This window comes from Acidobacteriota bacterium, assembly GCA_018268895.1.
Classification (GTDB): domain Bacteria; phylum Acidobacteriota; class Terriglobia; order Terriglobales; family Acidobacteriaceae; genus Edaphobacter.
Genome location: JAFDVP010000012.1, coordinates 380757 through 400260, shown reverse-complemented (window position 1 = coordinate 400260; position 19504 = coordinate 380757). Strand labels below are relative to the sequence as shown.

Below are 19504 nucleotides of genomic sequence, written 5' to 3'. Positions count from 1 at the left end.
CTCCCTAGTGAAGCCATACCAGCAGCACAATGCCGGCCACCAGCACAAAAAACGGCACCAGAAAGTGGCTATCTGTCACTACAGCTTTGGTCTTTCCTGCAACACCCATGAAGGTTCCTTCAACTTAAAAATAAGATAGTTAGCGGTTACGCCAGTGCTAAACCCTATCGATCGGCACCGTCGGCTGTCAATCGAAATGACGGTTCTTTGCTCCGTTCGACCACTCGATCATATTCGTTCTGTCCGCTCTCGAAAAAACTTCCTAACCGCGCCTCGCTTCTCCTGTCTAATGCGCTGAATGGAACGGAGCGACGACCAGATCGTCCGGGCAGTACTTGCCGGAGACAAGGACGCCTACGGCGCGCTCGTCATTCGCCATTCGCATAGCGTCTTTCGCGCCGCCTTCCGTATTACCGGCGACGAGGCCGACGCCGACGAGGTGGTTCAGGAGGCTTTCATGCGCGGCTATCAACGATTGGAGAGCTTCGAGTCGCGCTCCGGATTCGGAACCTGGATCTACCGTATCGCCGTCAACTGTGCACTCAATATGGTCAACAAACGCAAATCCGGAACCAACTACCAGATCGCTGAAGATGCCGATCCTTCGCTGCAGCAGGTTCAGGTTGCCGACCACTCCGCCGGGCCCGAGCGCACCCTGCTAAGTCGCGAGATCGAGGCGCTTCAGGCCACCGCCATGCGCGGGTTGACCGCCACCGAGCGCACCGCCTTCATCCTGCGCCACATGGAGGACCGCTCGACGACAGAGATTGCCGCAGCCCTCAGTATTGCCCCTAACGCTGCTAAACAGGCTGTCTTTCGCGCCGTGCAGAAGCTTCGCCGCAGTCTCGCTCCACTTCGGGTGACTCCATGAACCACTTCACGGAAGAAGAACTGATCGACTACCACTACGGGGAATCCGCTTCTGCTGATGCCGTTGCCCGGCACCTGCGTGAGTGCGCCGACTGCGCGCGCAACTATGCCGCCATCGAGCGCGACCTCGCCGAGATCGCCGTTCCTGTAACGCCGTTGCGCAGCGAAGACTATGGCCAACAGGTGTGGGATGGAATCCGCGGATCGCTGCGCGCGTACCCTGCGCCTGAGCGAAGGCACTGGTTCCGTTTCGCTCCAGGAAACCAGTGGAAGGGCCTGGCGGCTGTTGCCGCCTGCCTGCTCGTTGTCGCAGGGGCCTTCTTTGCCGGGCGCTTATGGGAGCACCGCAACCCGCAGCATCCTGTTGCGAACAATGCCGCTGGAGACCAGGGGAGACAGAAGGTGGTGCTCCTTGTCCTCGGTGATCATCTCGACCGCTCCGAACGGCTTCTTGTTGAACTGAAGCACGCGGAGCCATCGACGGAAGGTTCGATGCAGGCCGAGGCCCGCGACCTTCTCGCAGCCAATCGCCTCTATCGCGAGAGCGTGAAGTCCAGCGATCCCACGCTCGCCAATGCGCTCGACCATCTGGAGCGCGTTCTGATTGAAGTTTCGAATGAGCCTGCGGGTCTCTCGCAGGCAAGGCTCGACGAATTGCAGAAAGAGATGAACACCGACGGTCTTCTCTTCGAGGTCCGCGTCCTCCGCTCCCGGGTGCAGGATGACGTGGATCGCAGAGAAAACAAACCGGCGGCAACGAAAGGGGTATCTATCTAATGAAAGCCAAATTCTTCTTCCCGGCAGCCTTGTTTGCATCTGTCTTGATTGCGCCCGCAGTGGTCCATGCTCTCCAGCCAGTCACACTGGAGCTGATGGCTAATCCCGCTGAGGTATCGGCAGCGGATGAGCGCGATAAGGCGTATGCCGACGGTACGCGCGCCATCAACGAAGCGCGCTGGGCCGACGCCGCAACCATCTTTTCGAAGATCGCCACACAGCGTGGTGACCGTGCCGACGCCGCAATGTACTGGAAGGCCTATGCCGAGAACAAAGAGGGCCAGTCTGCTCGCGCGATCGAGACCTGCACCTCTCTTGGGCAGACATTCGCAAAGAGCCGCTACCTCAGCGATTGCGATGCCCTGCGCGTTGAGATTCAAGGGCCATCGGTTCACGTCGATGTCCTTCCAATTCCGCCGATCCCTCCAATCCCGCCCATGAATATCGACGTGCGAAGCCGCATCGACGCCGCGCGAACTATTCGGGGGTGGCGCGATGACGCGACACCTGCCAATCCTGAAGAAGATATAAAGCTTCTCGCACTGCAGGCAGTCATGCAGCAGGACGAAGCTCGCGCCCTGCCGGCGATTCAGCAGATTCTCAACGGCAACGGTTCAGACAGGCTGAAGGAACGCGCGCTCTTTGTGCTGGCGCAGAGCAAATCTCCCCAGGCACAGCAGACCCTTGGCCAGATAGCGCGTGGACAAAGCAATCCGGCGCTCCAGGTGAAAGCTATCAGGATGTATGCAGCGGTCGGAGGAAAGAACGCAGTCGATACGCTGGCCGATATCTATCAGCACACCTCCGATGCGAACGTGAAGCGTACCATTCTCCAGTCGTATCTGATGACTGGCTCATCCGACAAGCTGCTCGCAGCGGCGCGTGGGGAGCAGAATCCCGAGTTGGTGAAGTCCGCCGTCCGCTCGCTTGGAGCCATGCGCGCAACCTCTGATCTTTCGACTCTCTACACCGAGGCGAAAGACCAGCAGGTCAAGCTCGACATCATCAACTCTCTTGTTGCTTCAGGCCCCAAGGGTGCGGAGGCACTCAAGTCCATCGCTACCAGCGAGCAGAATCCCAATCTTCGCAGCAGGGCCATTCGCAACCTCGGCGTCAGCGGAGGAGCTTCGGCTGCGCCTACTCTCGTTGCGGCATACCAGGGAAGCGCGGACGCGGAATCGAAGCGGGCCGCTCTCGACGGGCTCTTTATCTCCGGCAACGCGCATGAGCTTGTCACCCTGGCGCGCGCCGAGAAGGACCCCGCGCTCAGGCAGATCATCGTCTCCAAGCTCAGCGTCATGCGCAGCAAGGAAGCCACCGATTACATGATGGAGATCCTCAACAAGTAGCAGCGTCTCGATAAAGGAGTACCGCCGTGAACAAGCATCTCGCGATTGCTTTAGCCCTTAGTGTGTCTGCTGTCGCCTATTCGGCGCAGCAGCCGCGAGTCTCCGAAACGCAGTTCAGCACTGAGCCCGCTGGCGCAGGACTGTCCGCGACGGTGACGCGATTTCAGCACTCAACCCAGCAGCTATGGATTGGATATGAGGTTTCATCTCTACCGCGACACAATTCGTCTTCGTGTTCTGGTTCGGACGGATCGTATGACGATGGATGCTGCGGTGAGTATCGACTCGAAGGACCAGGAGTCAGCGTAGACAGCGGCAACCAGAGCACGGCGCCCGGCAAGAGCTATGTTCTGCTGCGCCTCGACAACGGGGCGATCACAAAGATTCGCCCGGTGAATGCCGGCTGCCGCCTCAATGCAGGTGGCGTAGCCTTCACCTGGCTCACAGGCGTTCAGCCCGAAGACAGCATCCGCTATCTCGCCCAGCTTGCTTCGCAGCAGTCGAATGAGAACCGCGTTATCGACGGTGCGCTGGCTGCGCTTGCAATGCACCTGAGCCCCACAGCGACCAGCGAGCTCGCTTCATTAGCGACGTCATCGGGCACGCCACGTCTCCGCGAAAAAGCCGCGTTCTGGCTAGGCGCTGAGCGCGGACACGATGGCCTGCTCGCCTTGCAGAAGCTGCTCAAAACGGAACAGGACCCAAAGCTCCGCGAGAAGCTGGCCTTCGATATCTCCATCAACAAAGATCCCGCGGCAACCGATGAACTTCTCGCTCTTGCACAGGGCGACTCGAATCCTGGAGTTCGCGGGCAGGCCATCTTCTGGCTCGCGCAGAAGGCGGGAAAGAAGGCGACGGCGGCCATTACCAATGCCATCGAAAACGACCCCGAGCAGCAGGTCAAGAAGAAGGCCGTCTTCGCGCTCAGCCAGCTTCCAAAAGACGAAGGCATTCCTCAACTGATTCATGTGGCAGACACAAACAGCAACCCTGCCGTTCGCAAGGACGCCTTCTTCTGGCTCGGCCAGTCACACGACCCGCGCGCGCTCGCCTATCTGGAGTCTGTGCTCAAACGCTGATTCATCGAACTTCACTGGTGTCTCCTGGTCCTCCTCAGCGGAGGGCCTTTTTTTGCGTTAGACTCCGTGTGGCCGCTTTCGCGCTGAAATCTCGTCACCCCAGCGAACAGAACCGCAAGCAGAATCAAAGGAGCCTTCCGTTGATCGCCTTGAGCCGTTTCTCCAGACCGCGCCCTCCGATGAAAACTCTCTTTGCCATTTCTCTCCTGTTGGGAATCCCGTCATGCCTTCTCGCGCAACGGGGAGCGCGCACGATCCCCGAGATCGTCAAGCCTCTGCCGGCTAGCTCGCAAAACACCATCGAGCGGCTCGGCCACTTCAGCGAACTTCCCGCCGTCGAGTGGCGCTATCATGCAGGCGACCTCGCCCACGGCGAAGATCCAGCGCTTAACGACTCGTCGTGGGAAGAGGTGAAGCCGCGCAGCAAGGCACCCAACGACGCAGTCTGGTACCGCCGACTCATCGAAGTTTCAAAGACGCTGAACGGTTACGACCTCACCGGAGCGCGCATCTGGTTCCAGTTTCGTGCCGGCGCCAACGGACCCGTACCTGAGATCATCTACTTCAACGGCCGCCGCGTTGCGCTTGGTGACGACCTCGAACCCATCGTTCTCTTCGATCAGGCCAAGCCCGGAGAGAAGATTCTGGTTGCAGTCAAGCTGCTTCACACGATCGACAGCAAGACCTTCTCCGGCGTCTCCACGCGCATCGAGTTCGCATCAGGCCGGCCCAACCCCTCCGACCTCCGCCTTGAGTTCATCTCCTCGGCCGCACTCGTTCCTTCGCTCTCAAAAGATGTGACGAAGGACATGGCAACACTCAACGATGCCATCGGTACGGTAGACATCGCCGCTCTCGACAGCGGCGACCAGTCAAAGTTCGATGCGTCGCTAACAGCGTCTCATCGGAAACTGGAAGCGCTGCGTCCGTTGTTGCAACAAGCCACGTTGCACCTCACCGGCAACTCGCACATCGACGCAGCATGGCTGTGGCCGGTCTCCGAGACCGTCGACGTCGTCAAGCGCACCTTCTCCACCGCGCTCCAGTTGATGAACGAATACCCCAACTACACCTACACGCAATCCGCTGCCGCCTACAACGAGTGGATCGCCACCAAGTACCCCGCGATGAACGAGGAGATCAAGAAGCGCATCAAGGAAGGGCGCTGGGAGGTCGTGGGCGGCATGTGGGTCGAGCCCGATCTCAACATGCCCGACGGCGAATCGCAGGTGCGCTCGCTGCTGCTCGGCAAGCGTTTCTTCCAGAAAGAGTATGGCGTTGATGTGCGCATCGGATGGAACCCCGACTCCTTCGGCTACAACTGGCAGCTTCCGCAGATCTACAAGCGCTCCGGCATGGACTACTTCGTCACGCAGAAGATGCAGTGGAACGACACCAACCAGCTCCCCTTCAAGCTCTTCTGGTGGAAGTCGCCGGACGGCTCCAAAGTGCTTACGTATTTTCCGCATGACTACTCGAACAACAATCTGAACCCGGTTCGGCTCGCAGGCGATCTGGCGATGGCGCGTGAGCACTCACCCGGCATGGAAGAGATGATGGATCTCTACGGCATCGGCGACCACGGCGGCGGCCCCACGCGCGTCGTCCTCGACGAGGGCGACCACTGGGCGCAGCCTGGCATGGTCTTTCCGAAGATGCAGTTTGGCACGGCGCAGAGCTACTTCAGCAACATCGAGACGAAGCTCTCCTCCAACTCGCCCGAGTGGAACTATGCCTCCATTGCGAAGGGCTACAAGCCGCCAACGCCGGAGCCCGGCAAGATCGGCATTCCTACGTGGGACTCCGAGATGTACTTCGAGTATCACCGCGGCGTGATGACCTCGCAGGCACAGCACAAGCGCAACATGCGCGAGAGCGAAGAGCAGACCCTCAACGCGGAGAAGTACGCGTCGCTCGCGTGGCTTACCGGCAAGCCGTATCCCAACACCGAGTTAACCGACGCGTGGAAGAAGATCACCTTCAACGACTTTCACGATCTCGCCGCAGGCTCCGGCATCGGCATCATCTACAAAGAGGCGCAGGCGGAGTTCGACCAGGTGCGCCTCGAAACCGGCGAGATATCCGCAAACTCCCTCCATGCGCTCGCTGCAAACATCGACACCCGCGCCGCTGGTGAGACTCCGGTCCTCGTCTTCAATCCGCTCGCATGGCCGCAGACCGGCGTCACCACCGTCTCCGTGCAACTGCCAAACGCATCGAACGACGGCATCGCTCTTCTCGACGAGCACAACAACATATTGCCGTCGAAGGTACTCTCCAGCGACGCGAAGACCGGAGCCTACAAGGTGATCGTCCAGGTGCCCGACGTTCCCTCACTCGGCTACCGCGTATTGCACGCTGTCTCCGGCGAAAAATCATTCAAGAGTGATCTCAAAGCCAGCGGCACAACGATGGAGAACGACTTCCTCCGCGTCGACGTCGATCCGAAGACTGGCTGCATCACCAGCCTCTACGACAAAAAGACGAAGTTTGAAACTCTCGCCAAAGGCGCCTGCGGAAATCAGCTACAGACCTTCAAGGACACACCGAAGCAGTACGACGCCTGGAACATCGACCCCGGCACCTACGACCACATAACCCCGATCGACAAGGCCGACTCCGTCGATCTCATCGAAAAGGGCCCTATGCGCGCCGTTATCCGCGTCTCGCGCACCTGGCAGTCGTCGAAGTTCGTGCAGGATATTCAGCTCTATGCCAATGCCGACATGGTTGACGTCATCAACGACATCGACTGGCACGAGCAACACGTCCTGCTCAAGGCGGCTTTCCCGCTCGCCGCTTCAGGCCCCATGGCCACCTACGAGATTCCCTACGGCTCGATCGAGCGCACGACCACGCGCAACAACTCCTGGGAGAAGGCGCAGTTTGAAGTCCCCGCGCTTCGCTGGGCCGACCTGGGCGACGGGCACCATGGTTTCAGTCTGCTGAACGAAGCCAAGTATGGTTACGATGCGGAAGGCAATACATTGCGTCTCACACTACTGCGCTCTCCTACGTGGCCCGATCCCGTCGCCGATCAAGGCCACCAGCACTTCAGCTACGCTCTCTATCCGCACGCCGGAAGCTGGAAGCAGGCCCTCACCGAGCGCCGCGGCTACCAGTACAACTACGAGCTACGCGCGCAGCAGGTAGTGCCACACGCCGGAGCGCTCCCGCTCGAGCACTCCTACGCCTCGGTCGCGCCCGAGAACGTCGTCCTCACCGCCGTCAAAAAGGCTGAGGACGACAACGGGTTGATCTTCCGTGTCTTTGAGTGGGCTGGCAAGGCAGGCGAGGTCACCTTCACTGTTCCCGCAGGTGCAACTGCGGCCACCGAAACCAACCTGATGGAAAAACCAGAAGGCCAACCCCTCACGGTCAGCAGCAACAAAGTAACCGCCAACATCAGCCCCTACCAAATTCTCACCGTAAGGGTCGACTATCCACACAACTAACAAACGAAGGTGACCCGCCCTTTGCTTGTGATTTTGACCTCTGACTCTTGCCGTACTGTGGTACCGTAGTGCTCTCCCCAAAATTCTTCTTGAGGAAAACAGCTTGATCTGGCGTTTGCTCAAGCTCGCTCTGTTCTGCGTGGTCGTGGGCTCAACGCCAGCCGCGTGGGCGCGGCACGAGACCGGCTTCCTGGATCGGACCGTCACGTTCGCCGGCGTTGAATACCGCTACGAGGTCTATGTACCCCGCGACTGGACACCTCAGCGGCGCTGGCCGGTGATGTTGGCGCTGCACGGCGGAGGCGAATACGGGACCGACGGCTTGCTCCCCACGGTCGGCGCATTGGCCAAAGCCATTCGCCAGCACCCGAACCGCTTCCCAGCCATAGTCATCTTTCCGCACGCGCACCCCGGCGGCCTGGGCTGGCAGGGCACCAACGGAGAGGTGGCCATGAAAGAGTTGGATGGGGCTTTGGCAGAATTTCACGGCGATCCCGCTCGCGTCTACTTGACGGGCTATTCAGCGGGCGGCAATGGCGCGTGGTGGCTGGCCTATCATTACCCGCACCGGTTCGCCGCGGCGGTGATCATCTCTAGCTTTGCAACCGCGTTCCGCGGCAAGCAATCAAACATCGACTACCCCCAAATCGCACCGACATCAGCCGCGGATCCGTACGCCGAACTCGCCCGAGGCGTCTCCCCCATGCCGATCTGGCTGGTGCACGGCGACGAGGACAAGAACGTTTCGGTGGAGGAGTCCCGCCACATGTACGCGGCCCTGAAGGCGGCCGGTGACGACGTGCACTTTACCGAACTCCCCAGTGTCGACCACGCGGCCTGGGACCCCGCCTACCAGAACCCAGACATCGCAGTGTGGTTGTTCATGCAGCGGCAACGATGATCGCCCATCATCCGCGCCCAATCCGTGGTCGAAAATCGGTGTCATCGGTGCAGATCGCTGTTAAGCCTTTTCCGGTAATCTGGTTCAAAGGATCGCCGATGACCCTCGTCAAAACCCAAGACCCCAAAACCTTCACCCCCGAGCACGGCATGCGCCGCCAGGTGCTCGCGAACACCGACCAGCTCATGCTGGTTCGTCACTATTTCGACGCCGACTGGGTCGGGGCACGTCACAGCCATCCGCATCATCAACTCGTCTATGTCGTCAGCGGAGCCATCCGCGTCGATGTGGGCGGCAAGGTCTTCGACGCTCACGCAGGCGACAGCTTCATCGTCGATGGCGGTGTCGAACATCAGGCATCCGCGCTCGAAGCCTCCGAGGTCCTCGACGTCTTCACTCCCACGCGCGAAGACTATCGCGCGCTGGTCAAGTAAGGCTATTCCACAACCTCTGCCGCGCGCTTGTTCGCGGCAAGATAACGAAGCCCGTACACCGCAAGCCCGGCCAGAAGAATGATGCCCGCCGTCCGTATCTCGCGATGAAAGTTTGGACGCGAGAACAGGATGAAGAGGAATCCGCTCAGCGCAAGTAGCGCGGGAATCGGATACAGGGGCATCCTGTAGCCGCGCACCTTGCGCTCGCGCCTGTGTTGCGGCAGCAGCACGGCAATCCCTTGCAGCAGAAACTGAAAGAGGATGCGGATCACGACCAGCGCCGTGATGACCTCCTGCAACCGGAAGATGCAGCAGATCATCGTAATCGTTCCCAGCCACAGCAGCGCATGATGCGGTATGCGAAGCCGTGGATGGATCGCGCCGAACCACTTCGGGAAGTTGCCGTCCTGCGCCGCGGCAAACGGTATGCGCGACTGCCCCAGCAGCAACGCCAGCACCGAGCACAGCGCCGCCACCGCGATCAGCACGACCGTGACCCCGGCCACCGTATGGCCGTAAAGTCTCTCCATGAACACGGCCATCGTGAACATACGCGCATGGGCGTTGCCCGTGTCGTGGGCCATCTCGCGCCAGGGCAACACGCCCAGTACGCTGATGTTCATCAGCAGGTAGAGTGTGCCCACGATGACGACGGAGCCAAGTACCGCCCGCGGGATCGTTCGCTGCGGATCGCGGACCTCGGCGCCCATAAAGCACACGCTGTAGTAGCCGCCGTAGTCGTAGGCGGCGACCAGCAGCCCTGCTCCCAGGCCCATGAAGAACGAGGTATTCAACGTGAACGCGCCTGCCGGAAAGTCGAATGCGATCTTCGGGTCGAAGTGCGTGAAGCCCGCGAAGATGATGAACACCAACGTCAGCACGACGACGACGCCCAGCCAGCGTACGATCTTGTCGATCGCCAGGATGCTGCGGTAGAGCACAGCCAGCGCCACCGCGCACGCGCCCATCGCAATCAGCGTCTGCCCGCTCAGCACAAAAGGAACACTCAGCAGCCTGACGGAGAAGATCGGCTCTGCCGCATTGGGAACGAAGAATGAAACATACTGCGCGAACCCGATGCACCCCGACGCGATCGACAGCGGCGAGCTGAACAGGATCTGCCACGCATAGAGAAACGAGAAGACGCGCCCCAGCTTACGTTCGCCGTAGACATGTTTCAGATAGGCATACGATCCGCCGGCCTCCGGGTACGTCGTCCCCAGCTCGCTCCAGACCATGCCGTCGCACAACGACAACGCGGCACCAAGCACCCAGCCCAGCATCGCCTGCGGACCGCCCATGGCGGCCACGATCAGCGACAGCGTGACAAACGGCCCCACACCGACCATGCCGATCACATTCAGACCAAGCGCCGACAGCGTCGAAAGCCCGCGCTGTAGCTCCGGGGCCTTCGACGTTACAGGTTCCGTGAGAGGCAGTTGGCTACGATTCATGGTGTTCGTCCGAAAAGACCCGTCGCAGCAGGGAACTGCACTCCCGCATCATCATCTCTTTCGCCTCCGCCAGCTTTCGTTCCGTCTCGCTCAACCACAGCGCGTCGGCGGAACCCTGTTCCTTCGCGCGCAGAATCTCCGGCTCCAGGGCCTCGGCGGCCGGGCCGCCGGGAATCCTTCGCACCGCGACAAAGTTCTTCGCGCTCAGCGCGCTGCGTATCTCCTCACGCGAGATCGAAGCGGCTTTGCCCATAGCATTCAACTCGCGGAGAACGATCTCGGTCATCGCCGCCGCGTCGTACCCGGCGCTCAACTCGCGCACAGCCTTGCTCACAATCCCGTGCGAGGCATGAAAGCTCATGCCTGTTGCGCGAACCAGCGTGTCCGCAAGCTCCGTCACTGGAAGGAAGTTTCCATCTGCCGCGATCGCCATGCGCGCCGTGTTGAACTCCGCCTCGCTCAACGCTCCCGCCAGCAGGCGCAGGCTCCGCACTCCGTCGTCGAACGCCGTGTACACCAGCGGCTGAAGGTCGTCTTCGGCGTCGTTCATATCGGCGAACGGCGTGTTGTGCAGGCTCCCCAGAACGGCCTGAGTCTCCGTCAACGCGCGGCTGGCCAGTACGCGAACGTGCTCCAGAGGAACAGGATTCCGCTTCTGCGGCATGATGCTCGAGATCTGCACATAAGCGTCACTCAAACGCAGGTAGCCGAACTCGGCCGTGCTCCACAGCAGCAGGTCCTGCGCGAAGCGGCCGAGGCTCAGCATCGCCGTTGCCAGCACGCCGCAGCTCTCGACCACGTAGTCGACGGCGGCGATCGCGCCGTACGAGTTGACCTGCAACCCATCAAATCCTAGAAGAGCCTCCGTGAAATTCCTGTCGATCGGAAACCCCGTCGTCGTAATCGCGCAGGCGCCTAGCGGATTTCTGTTCACCCGCGCATAGGCCTGCCGTACCCGCTCCGCATCGCGCTCCAGAATCTCAATGTAGGCCATCAGGTAGTGGCCAAGCGTCGTCGGCTGCGCCGGCTGATTGTGTGTGTACGCGGGCATCAGCGCCGCGCGGTGCTCCCATGCCAGGTCCACGAGCAACCGCCGAAGCTCCAGCAACGCGGTCAGTGTTTCCAGCAGTCGGCGCCGCAGCACCATCCGGTACATTGTCAGGTCGATATCGTTGCGGCTGCGCGCCGTGTGCATCTTCCCGGCGACCTCTTCTCCACACGCCGCGGCGAACTTCTTTTCAAGGTAGAAGAACAGGTCTTCAAAACTTCCGTCGTACTCTGCCGTTCTAATCTCATCGCGGTCCAGCGTGTCCAGCGCGCGAAGGCACTCAGCGGCCTCGCGCTCGGGCATGATCCCCTGCCGCGCCAGCATCAGCGTGTGCGCGTATTCAATCTCCAGCAGCGGGTCGAGGAAATACTTTTTCGCGTCTGCAAACACCGGAGCCAGCACCGTATCGCGATACACCGGAGCCGGAAATTTCGTCGTCACCCTCGACGTTGTCATTGCTGTCCTTTGCTGCATCTGTTTCAAGACAAAAAAATAGGTGGCGTAAACCATTATGGTTTACGCCACCACGGTTGACTACCAGCGTACAGCGATACCGTACTGCACGATGCGTGCTTCCAACACCGAGCTGCGGTTCGTGACGACACCCGCAGTTGGTGCGCCGGCGGAGTTTACAGCCTGCGTCGGCGCCAAGCCAGTCACGTTGGTGTGGTTGAAGAGGTTGTTGGCTTCCAGCAGGAACGAAGGCGCAATGCGATCGAACAGCTTTGGGAAGGTGCGGGTATAGCGAGCGTCGACCTGGTAGACGGTAGGAGCGCGCATCGAGTTGCGGCTGACAAACAGTGGGCGCGTGACACCTGCCACGGAGGAGTCGCCGTTGAGCGAGACGCCCGTGGTGATGTTCTGCGTGTCGCCCGAGGTGAGGTTGGCCAGGACAGCCACCATGTTGTGGTTGGCAAGAGTGTTCAGGAAGCCATGGCTTAGGCCGAACGTGGGCTCAAGCACCGTGCTCATGTTGAAGGAGTGCGGATGATCGACGATGCTGCGTGCGCGATCGCGCTTGAGGTTGGTGGTATCGGAGATGGGCAGATTCTGCTCGAAGGTGTTGACGTCCGGGCCACTAGAGATCGACTTCGACCAGGTGTAGTTGGCGTTGACCTGCAGACCGCGCCAGAGCGAACGGGTATAGCTGGCGATGAAGGCGTTGAAGCTGGAGTTTGCGCCGGACTCGACCTGGTTGATCTGGTTGAAGTTTGTATCAAGGCGTTGAGAACCGAGAACCGGTCGACCATCGGCGAGATAGCTCGTAATGTTCGAGGGAACATTGAGCGGGTTGATGTTGTGCAAATACTGGAGATTGCGGCCGCTCGTCATGATGTAGCCGAGTACCACATTGTCGTAGCGCGTGAAGTCATGCGAGATCTGGAGGTTGGCATTCCAGGTGTACTCGTTCTTGAACTTCGGCGAGACGGTTAGAACACTCTGCTTAGCGGCAACGCCAGTCGTTGAAGGAATATTGGGGAAGCTGGGAGCGCCTGCTGGAATTGTAGGCACTCCCGCGTTGTTGCGCGTGATCGTGTAGCTGTAGGTCGAGGTGCGGTTGGAGCCATCCTGATTCAGAGCGTTGAACCAGACATTGGTTGGGGTCTCCTGGTAGAACATGCCAACCGAGGCCTTGACGACCGTGTTGTCATCAAGCCGATAGCTGAAGCCGACGCGCGGAGAGAAGTTGGTGTTAGGCGTGTTGAACTGACGCGAGTTGACGAATGGCGCATTGGGATTTGCCTTAGGACCCTTGAAGCGGTCATAGCGTCCGCCATAGATCAAGGTCAGGCGCGGTGTCAGCTGCCAGGTGTCTTGCGCGTACGCTCCGAAGAAGAGCGAGGCGTAGCCGACGCCGCTGTTGTCTGTCTGGCTGTCGAACTGCGTATAGGCATATCGATCGGTGCCGTTGACAGCAGCCAGGTAGTTGTCGACTGCACTGCCGTTTACTGTTGCGCTGAAGGTGTATCGGTTAAAGCTCAGGGTGCGCTGGCGATTAATACGTTGGGCCAGGCTGAAGCCGGTCTTGATGGTGTGGGCTCCGCGTACGTAGCTCACGTTGTCGCTGCCGCTGGGGACCTTGTCGGTGAACTGGTCACCCGCGTTCGCCGTCGCGCCGAGGAAGGCAGCTCCGGTGATCGTAATGGCCGGTCCGGTCGTGGGTGTGGTCGGTGTATGCGCGTTGTTGCGGAAGGGCCAGGAGAAGCGCAGCTCGTTGAGCAGGTGGTCGTTGATCGTCGACGTCAGTTGGCCGCCGATGACATGCGCGCGGTCCAGGAAGTCTGCGGCTGTGCTATGGGCGTTGAAGCCGCCCACCTGCGTGTTGTAGGGGAAGTTGTTCTTGAAATAGTTATAACGAACGAACATTGTGTTCTTGCTGTTGATGACCCAGTCGCCGCGGCCCATGACGAAGGTGCCGTGTAGCAGGCCGGGCGCGGTGAGGACGTCGTTGGCGCTCAGACCAAGGCGCTGGATATTGGCGGCGGTAATGGTTACAGGAGCGGGTTGACCGCGGACCAGGTGCTCATAGGCGCCGAAGAAGAAGAGCTTGTCCTTGATGGCGTGACCGCCGGCGTTCGTCGAGAAGTCCTGAAGCTGAAGATTCGGCTTTGCTTTCGTCTTATCGGCAAAAAATGGATAGGCCGTCGCGTCCTGCCAGCGACGAATCCATTGGAACATGCCGTGGAAATCGTTGGTGCCGCTGTTGGAGATGACGTTATAGACGTTGCCCGAGGTCCCGCCGAACTCCGGGCTGAAGCTGTTGGAGACGGTCTGGACCTGCTTGACGAAGATGTTGCCGATGGGAAACAGGCGCAGGCCGATGCGGTCGCTTTGCGAGTTGACCATGCCGTCCATCTGGTAGTTGATGCGGTCCAGCAGGCCGTTGGTGTTCAGGGTGCGTGGGATTCCAAGCTCCTGGTTCGGATGGCCGCTCACGCCGGGCTGGAAGATGATGAAGTTATACGGATTCCGGGAGGTGAGCGGAAGGTTCTCAACCTCGCGCGAATCGATGGTGCGTTGCAGGTTGAGCGTCGAGGGATCGATATTAGTGAGTGCGGCAGAGACCTCGATCTGCTCGGAGGTGTTGCCAACCTTCAACGAGCTGTCGAGCACGGCTTCCTTGCCGGCTGTCAGCACGATCTGGTCGAACTTCGCAGTGCTGAAGCCCTCTTTGCTCACGGAGACCGAATAGGTGCCCAGCGGCAGGTTGACCAGGACATAGTAGCCATTGCCCTCAGTCGTGATCTTTCTTGTATAGCCCAGCTCAGCGTTGGTCACCGTGACCGTTGCGCTGGGGATTGCTGCGCCGCTGGCGTCGGTCACCTGGCCGCGAATCGTGCCGTTGATCGATTGAGACTGTCCCCATGATGGGATGGTTGTTACAGAACCTGGAAGTGCCGCCAACAAGGCGGCGCTGAGAAGAGAAGTGCGAAGACGACGAAGGGTCAGCAAGATGTGCCTCCTGAATATCCTGAAGCTGTATTTCTAAGATCGCGAAAGCCGTTATAGGGCGCTTTGAAACTTAGTAAAATCTATTTAGTAAGTATCGAGATGCCCCGAGACTAGTGAATCACTGTCCGGCTTGTCAATATAAATTGTTGGTCCTGTTACGCCAGCAGTTGCGCTTCTGTGGCAGACAGACTCAATGAGATCGCACCGTGAAGCTGCGCCTGGGTCCCCAGTGAGCTCGACCGAACCTGCGGTTTGGCGAACTCATTTTGCGCAAGCAGCTTCGCGGCGACTCTACAAAGCTCCGGGTGGGAGCCTACGCCTCCGCCCAGAATCACGACGCCCGGATCCAGCGTCAGAGCCATGCCGACGATGCAGTCGACCAGGATTTGTGCCGTATATTGAACGACTTGCCCTGCCAGCCGGTCGCCGTCCACCGCAAGGTCGAAGATTTCGGTGGCTCTCAACCGCTCCAGCCCGGCCAGGTTTGGCCGTCGCTCGCGCTCCAGCAGGCGCTTCCACTCCGCTTCGATCCCGAGGCCGCCGATCGCCCGCTCCAATTGGCCCGTCGCGTGGACCTCAAGGTTCTGGCGCGGTTTTCCGGCAACGTTTCCATAGCCGATCTCGCCAGCGCTCCAATTGGCGCCATGATGTAGTTTGCCGTGGATAAAGATGCCGGCACCTACACCCGTTCCCAGCGCGATGAAGATGAAATCGCCCACACCGGTCGCGGACCCGCGCCAGTGCTCGCCCACCGCGGCCAGGTTCGTGTCGTTCTCGATCAGGGCCGGTATTCCCAACTCGCGTTCGAGCATTGTGCGCAGGGGAACGTCGTTCCAGTCGTAAAGGTTCGGCGCTGAAAGCACCACGCCGGAGCTGACGTTCGTGATGCCCGGCGCACCCGCAGTGATGTGCAGCACCTTCCGAAGCGATGTCGACCCCTCCTGGCACATCACCTTCAGTCCTTCGTGGACCAGCGAGCAGACCGCCTTTGGCGTCCGCTGTTTCTCAGTGAACTGCGTCGCCCACTGCGTTACAACACGTCCGTTCAGGTCGGCAAGGACCATGCGCAGCCGCGTTCCGCCAATATCGACCCCTGCAACGTAGCCGTGGCTGGCGTTGAATCGCAGCATCTCCGGAGGACGTCCGCCGCTCGATTCGCCGTCGCCCAGGTTCTCAACCAGGCTTAGCGACTCCAGGTAGGCCACAGCGCTCGACACCGTTGGAGCGCTCAGCCCAGACAGACGCACGAGGTCCGCCTTCGAGCAGGGGTTGTGCTCCTTCAGCAGGCGCAATAACCCGCGCGCGTTCGCCCGGCGAAGATGGGCCGGCCGCGATGGCGCTATAGCGGCGTCAGTCAAAGTATGGGAGGTGGAATCTGGTCGCATTCGTTTCGGCTGTCGCAGGACACATCATACCCTAAATTTCTTAATAAACTTTACAAAGTTAAAACTATCGTGGTATCCATTACGCAATAAAGAATCGCCATCCTGCGACTGCCCCGTGCAACTCTTCAATTGGAGCGCCGCATGTCACCTTTATTTTGTAAGGACGCTTTCACAAGGAGCCTCTTCGTTCATGCGACCCGAACTCTGCCGCGGCACTCTCGCCTCGCTTCTCACGCTCTCCCTCTCGCTCAGCGGAGCTGTCGCAATCGCGCAACAGTCAGCGCCCGCCGCGTACCACTCCGCGTATGCGCGTCCCCTGCCCATTGATCGCGGCTCTGCCGGTCTGTCGCAGACGCTTAAGAAGCTGCACACCCGCGCCTCGCTCGCCATGGTTACCGCTCACCCCGACGATGAAGATGGCGGCATGCTCACCTACGAGGGACGCGGCCATGGAGTCGACACCACGCTGCTTACGCTCAATCGCGGCGAGGGCGGACAGAATGTGATGACCGGCGATTACTGGGACCAACTCGGGACCCTGCGCACACAGGAACTGCTCGCCGCCGGCAACTACTACGGCGTCCATCAGTACTGGACCCGCGTCGCAGACTACGGCTTCTCCAAGACCATCGAAGAAGCCCTCAAGACCTGGGGAGAGGATCGTGTGCTCTACGACGTTGTGCGCGCGATCCGCATCCAGCGCCCGCTCGTCGTCACCAGCGTCTTCGCAGGCAACGTCTCCGACGGCCATGGCCAGCACCAGGTTGCCGGCTATAGCGCGCAGAAAGTCTACGTCATGGCGGGCGACCCGAAGGTCTTCCCTGACCAGATCAAAGCCGGTCTCCAACCCTGGTCGCCGCTCAAGGTCTACGCTCGCGTTCCGTTCGCGCGCGTGACGGAAAAGGGAATCTACGACTACGCCACCGGCCACTGGGAGCCTGTCCGTTTCCGCAACTACGTCGATGGCACCTGGATCGAGGGCGTTCCCAAGGCCACGGTCGAGATTCCCAGCGGCAACTACAACCCCATGCTCGGCAACTCCTACATGCAGATCTCGCGTGAGGGCCTCAACGAGCAGAAGACGCAGAACGGAGGCATCGCAATCCCGCTGCCGCGCCTCGCCTCCAGCCCCTATCACCTCTATGCCTCGCGCGTAGGCTCTTCTGAGCACGAGAAGACCTTCTTCGACGGCATCGACATCTCGCTCGCTGGAATCGCCTCCTACGCGCCCAAGGCCGAGCAGGCCGGATGGACAGGCAAGCTGAACGCCCTCAACGCCACCGTCGAGTCCGCGATCGCCTCCTACGACGCGGCGAATCCCGCGACCATCGCGCCCACGCTGGCAAAGGGCCTGGCGCAGACCAATGCGCTCATCGACGAAGTTGCCAAGAGCAAGCTCTCCGCCGAAGCCCGCTACAACATGACGCATGAGCTCACGGTGAAGCAGCAGCAGTTCAACCTCGCGCTCCAACAGTCGCTGGGCTTGACGCTGCTCGCCAATACAACCGAGGGCGCTGCTGGCCCCACTCGCATGGGACCCTTTGGCGACCTCTCCACACAGACCCCCACCTCGCAGACTGTCGTCCCGGGCAATAAGGTCGACGTCGCTGTTCACGTCGCCAACCAGGGAACCGAGTCCGTCGCGCTGACCTCCGCGGGCGTCGTCTCCGAGGCGGGCAGTGGATTTACCGTTACTCCCAAGGCTGCAAACGCAATGGTCCAGCTCGCTCCCGGAGCCACCAGCGACCCCTCCTTCGAGGTCGCCGTTCCGCACACCGCCGAGCTCACCAAGCCTTACTTCTCGCGCCCCACGCTCGAGCAGTCGTACTACGACATCAACGACCCGCGTTATCTCAACCTTCCCTCGCGGCCGTATCCGCTTCTTGCAGCCGCTACGGTTACATATCGTGACGTTGCCATCCAGCTCTCCGGCGTCGTCCAGACCGTGCATCGGGTCAACGGCGAAGGCCCCGTACTCGAGCCGCTGCTCATCGCACCGGCCATCTCGCTCTCCGTCTCGCCTTACGCTGGCATTGTTCCCATCAACGATGGAGACCTCAACCTTCACGTCGCCCTGCATAGCTCCGTCAAGGGCCCTGCGAAGGGAACGGTTCGTCTCGATCTCCCCAGGGGCTGGAAGTCCACGCCTGAGGTGGCGGACTTCAGCACCATGCGCGAGGGCGAAGACCAGAACCTCACCTTCAAGGTCACTCCCGAGCACGTCGAGCAGAAGCCCTACACCATCACCGCCGTAGCCGAATTCAACGGCGAAAAGTTTACCCAGGGTTTTGAGACTGTCGGCTATCCCGGCCTGCGGCCCTACCCGCACTATCGCCCTGCCACCTACAGGACCACTGGCGTGGACGTAAAGACCGCGCCCGGCCTGAAGATCGGCTACATCATGGGGACCGGCGACGACGTCGCCACCTCGCTGGCCGATATCGGCATCCACCCCGCCCTGCTCACTGCCGGCGATATCGCTTCAGGAAACCTCTCGCAATATGACGCCATCATCCTCGGCATCCGCGCCTACGCCGCGCGGCCTGAGCTCAAGACCTTCAACAACCGACTGTTGGAGTATGCGCGTAACGGCGGCACCGTCATCGTCCAGTACCAGACACAGGAGTACGACCACAACTACGGTCCCTATCCGCTGACCCTCTCCGGCGATCCCGAGAAGGTCGTCGAAGAGGACAACAAGGTGACGATCCTCCAGCCCAACGACCCCGTCCTCAACTGGCCCAACAAGATCACCACCGCCGACTTCGACAACTGGGTCGAGGAGCGCGGTCACGGCTTCATGCGTCAGTGGGACTCGCACTACATCGCCCTCACCGAGATGCACGACACCGACCAGGAACCCCAGAAAGGCGGGCTTCTCTACGCCCGCACCGGCAAGGGAGCGTATGTCTATATGGCGTACGCCTTCTTCCGCGAGATGCCCGACGGCGTTCCCGGCTCCTTCCGCATCATGGCCAATCTCGTCAGCATGGGCAAGAACCCCGGCCTTGCCTTAGGCAAGGAAGCCTCAGCCGGCACAACAGGGAAGTAGCTTCTCCACAGCGGTGCAAGGGGTGGCCTCTTGCACCGCATTTTTTACCTGAGATTCGGTCATTCGCCCGAATCCCGTCATTCCCCTTATATCCCGTCATTCTGAGCGCAGCGAATCCCCTCTTCAGCCGAAGGCCGCGGCAAGGATACTCGCAATTCGCCATTGTGTGGCACGCCATGAACAAAGCGGTCTGCCATTCGCGATACCATAAAACTCATCCCCCGCGAGTGCCTTCCGCCCTCGCTCC

At 60.4% G+C, this 19504-nt stretch carries 13 protein-coding genes; 8 read left to right on the top strand and 5 right to left on the bottom strand.

Annotated features, from left to right (window positions below):
• Positions 1-4 precede the first annotated feature (4 nt).
• The gene (locus JSS95_15265) at positions 5-109 is read right to left on the bottom strand and encodes a translocated intimin receptor Tir (protein MBS1801171.1); all 105 of its coding nucleotides are present in this window, start codon (positions 107-109) and stop codon (positions 5-7) included.
• 189 nt (positions 110-298) lie between these two features.
• Between JSS95_15265 and JSS95_15260 the strand changes: the two genes are divergently transcribed.
• The 7 genes from JSS95_15260 to JSS95_15230 all read left to right on the top strand — a co-directional run bounded on the left by JSS95_15260 (position 299) and on the right by JSS95_15230 (position 8865).
• The gene (locus JSS95_15260; GenBank protein MBS1801170.1) at positions 299-871 is read left to right on the top strand and encodes a sigma-70 family RNA polymerase sigma factor; all 573 of its coding nucleotides are present in this window, start codon (positions 299-301) and stop codon (positions 869-871) included.
• Entirely contained in the window at positions 868-1647 is a 780-nt protein-coding gene (locus JSS95_15255; GenBank protein ID MBS1801169.1) for a hypothetical protein, read from the top strand. Before JSS95_15260 ends, JSS95_15255 begins: the two co-directional genes overlap by 4 nt.
• On the top strand, positions 1647-2996 hold the full coding sequence (locus JSS95_15250) for a HEAT repeat domain-containing protein (protein ID MBS1801168.1): 1350 nt from the start codon (positions 1647-1649) through the stop codon (positions 2994-2996). The genes JSS95_15255 and JSS95_15250 overlap by 1 nt, the downstream gene beginning before the upstream one ends.
• 26 nt (positions 2997-3022) lie before the next feature.
• Positions 3023-4075 (top strand): HEAT repeat domain-containing protein, encoded by a 1053-nt coding sequence (locus JSS95_15245; protein ID MBS1801167.1) that lies wholly within the window; start codon positions 3023-3025, stop codon positions 4073-4075.
• A gap of 179 nt (positions 4076-4254) precedes the next feature.
• Entirely contained in the window at positions 4255-7530 is a 3276-nt protein-coding gene (locus tag JSS95_15240; protein MBS1801166.1) for an alpha-mannosidase, read from the top strand.
• Between the two features lie 103 nt (positions 7531-7633).
• On the top strand, positions 7634-8431 hold the full coding sequence (locus JSS95_15235; GenBank protein MBS1801165.1) for a prolyl oligopeptidase family serine peptidase: 798 nt from the start codon (positions 7634-7636) through the stop codon (positions 8429-8431).
• 98 nt (positions 8432-8529) lie between these two features.
• Positions 8530-8865, top strand: a complete 336-nt coding sequence (locus tag JSS95_15230; protein MBS1801164.1) for a cupin domain-containing protein — start codon at positions 8530-8532, stop codon at positions 8863-8865.
• A 2-nt stretch (positions 8866-8867) separates the two neighbouring features.
• Here JSS95_15230 and JSS95_15225 read toward each other — a convergent pair whose 3' ends face one another.
• From JSS95_15225 to JSS95_15210, 4 genes are all read right to left on the bottom strand, one after another.
• Positions 8868-10319, bottom strand: coding sequence for an APC family permease (locus JSS95_15225; GenBank protein MBS1801163.1), 1452 nt, complete (start codon positions 10317-10319; stop codon positions 8868-8870).
• Positions 10309-11877: an argininosuccinate lyase gene (gene argH / locus JSS95_15220; protein ID MBS1801162.1), complete on the bottom strand. Its 1569-nt coding sequence runs from the start codon at positions 11875-11877 to the stop codon at positions 10309-10311. Before argH ends, JSS95_15225 begins: the two co-directional genes overlap by 11 nt.
• Before the next feature lie 24 nt (positions 11878-11901).
• Positions 11902-14820: a TonB-dependent receptor gene (locus JSS95_15215; protein MBS1801161.1), complete on the bottom strand. Its 2919-nt coding sequence runs from the start codon at positions 14818-14820 to the stop codon at positions 11902-11904.
• A 155-nt stretch (positions 14821-14975) separates the two neighbouring features.
• On the bottom strand, positions 14976-16205 hold the full coding sequence (locus JSS95_15210) for an ROK family transcriptional regulator (protein ID MBS1801160.1): 1230 nt from the start codon (positions 16203-16205) through the stop codon (positions 14976-14978).
• Positions 16206-16395: 190 nt separating this feature from the next.
• Here JSS95_15210 and JSS95_15205 point away from each other — a divergent pair, with 190 nt between their 5' ends.
• Positions 16396-19257, top strand: coding sequence for a PIG-L family deacetylase (locus tag JSS95_15205; protein ID MBS1801159.1), 2862 nt, complete (start codon positions 16396-16398; stop codon positions 19255-19257).
• Positions 19258-19504 lie beyond the last annotated feature (247 nt).